Source organism: Acinetobacter sp. GN11 (assembly GCF_054823985.1).
Genome location: NZ_JRVL01000256.1, coordinates 1 through 2,282, shown reverse-complemented (window position 1 = coordinate 2,282; position 2,282 = coordinate 1). Strand labels below are relative to the sequence as shown.

The 2,282-nt window shown below is 35.2% G+C and carries 2 protein-coding genes; both read left to right on the top strand.

Going from position 1 to position 2,282, the window contains the following annotated elements; all coding sequences use genetic code 11:
• Nucleotides 1-40 precede the first annotated feature (40 nt).
• A complete protein-coding gene (locus NL42_RS17735) occupies nucleotides 41-1,435 on the top strand; it encodes a hypothetical protein (RefSeq protein WP_461313758.1) in 1,395 nt (464 codons plus the stop codon).
• 229 nt (nucleotides 1,436-1,664) lie between these two features.
• Nucleotides 1,665-2,201, top strand: coding sequence for a DUF4468 domain-containing protein (locus NL42_RS17730; RefSeq protein WP_461313757.1), 537 nt, complete (start codon nucleotides 1,665-1,667; stop codon nucleotides 2,199-2,201).
• The last annotated feature ends 81 nt before the right edge of the window (nucleotides 2,202-2,282 follow it).

The following is a 2,282-nucleotide window of genomic DNA, read 5'->3' as shown; positions in this document are numbered from 1 at the left end:
ATCGCTTGGTCAAGATGGAAAAGTATTATGGAAAAATATTATGGAAAAATTTAATCAGTTAAGGATTGCAATATTATTTACGGTCATTGGCTCTGTGGGTTTGAGCGCGTGCAATGATAGTGACGATTCTACTCAGGTAAATAAACCAACAAATCCAGATGCCGAGTTAACGGATTGCATGTGGCAAGATTCTGTAACAAGTAAACAGCATACGGGAGAAGACCCATTAAATTATGCCTTCCCAGATTCTAATGTAACGTATTGGTCATCAGAATTTACGGTTCCAGAAGGTGCAAAAGTAATGATTGATGGGGATTATCCTTATTCACGTCACTTTTCATTGGTGAGCTATACTGCAAAAGGTGAGCGAGTTAATTCATTATTAGATGCAGCCATTTTACCAAATCAAGGTTCAATCAACCCGTTTGTAGTCGGGAATAACCGTCTTGGCAAAGCGCGTAGCTACTCAGCACAATTGCAATTAGGCGATTTACCAAGTAATCCTTTAAGTAATACGTTGTATGCCCCTAAAACAGTTGATGGCAAAGTTGCCATTTTATATCGTGTATATGTACCCAACAAAAACATGGATATTAAAGGAAATGTGAGTTTCCCTCGATTTAAAGTTCAACTTGCAAATGGGGAAGTTAAAAAGGGTCAAGATGTTTGTAATGTTCTTCAAGTAAAAAAAGCACCGATTGATCGTATATCAACAATGCCATTAAAAAATACTGTAGATGCATTTAACCAAAATAGATATGAGGGTTTTCCTGCACAACAGGAACCAAAATGGTACAAAGCTTTTAGTGCTTTAGATAGCTTTAAATGTATTTATAAATTCGATCCTATTACAAAACAGCCTATCGATAAATGCGAAGGTTTGACGGTCACACCTAAACTTGGTTATTGGGCTACACCTGACAATGAATATGTTTATGCGGCGGTAAGTAGACGATTAGGTAAAGTGATAGAACTTCGAGGTAAAGTTCCAACTACAGAGAAAACTTTTAATAATGATCAGTTTGTTCAAAAAACAGATGTACGTTATTGGTCAATTTGTACAAATGAAGTGATTTCAACTGCGACAAACTATTGTCTCTATGACGAAAATATTCAAAAAGTAGATAAAGATGGTTTCTATACCATTGTTGCTTCGTTACCAGAAGATCGACCAGTAAATGCACGAGAAGAGTGTGGGGTATATTTCCTTGAGCTAAGTCCTCGTGGTTCAGGCTATACAGCCGAAGATGGTAAAGCCTTCGGTCACTCAGACTTTGGTTTATTTATTATGCGTAATTTATTACCTGATAATGCCTTTGCTCACGCCGTTCAGAAGGTGAAAGTACCGGGTGAAGAAAAAGCAGTAATGGGTGATTATTTACCAGATATCCGTTACACCTCTAAAGACGCTTTTGAAACCAAGGGATGTTCTTAAAATCTAGACGTAAAGAAAATCAACCAATCTTTTGATGAAGGATTGGTTTTTTCTTTAGTACTCAAGAAGTTCTAATTCAATCCCATCACAGTCTATAAATTAAAGTAGCTAACCTCGTTTTCTGCTGGTTAATAAGAATTAAATTTAACTTTATATAAACCAAATTATTAGATGGGGTGGTGTAAATTTAGAGGCTGTACTTCCAGTCTTTTTAAAAAGTGAGCCTTACGTGAGAAGAGTAATTTTAGGTGCTACATTAAGTTTTGCGGTACTAGGTATGCAAGGTTGTCTTTCTTTGCCTAATAAAGTTGATGAAAAACCTGCTGAAAATAAAAGCGAGTATTTTTCAGAAACTGTTAAATTCAAAAGTTTAAGCAAAACGCAAATTTATGATGCTTCTAAAAACTGGCGAAATAATGTTGTGGATTATGTTTCAAGTCGAAAGATTATTCAGGCAGATGACGAGAATAAAGTACTGACGATTAAAGGACATGCAGGGCTAAAATTTGATAATTGTATGGACTGTCTAAGCAGAAATATGATTAAGATCGCGGATGATTCCTTTAATTATATTTTGAAAATAGAAGTTAAAGATCATCAAGCTAAGCTTACGTTTAGCAATATAGAGCCCCGTGACAATCGTAATAATCATTTTTATAAAGATAAAAATGTAGCCATAAAGAACCAAATAAAGAATGTTGTGGAAGCCTATAAATTTCATGTCTTACATCCGAATGCTCAGCCTGTTGGAGCGAGTCCAATGTAGTTTTCTTACATGGGCTTATAATAAATATTGTTGAAGAGTCTCATAAGTCATAAAAGGTAAATATCTAAGAAAAAATAGGGA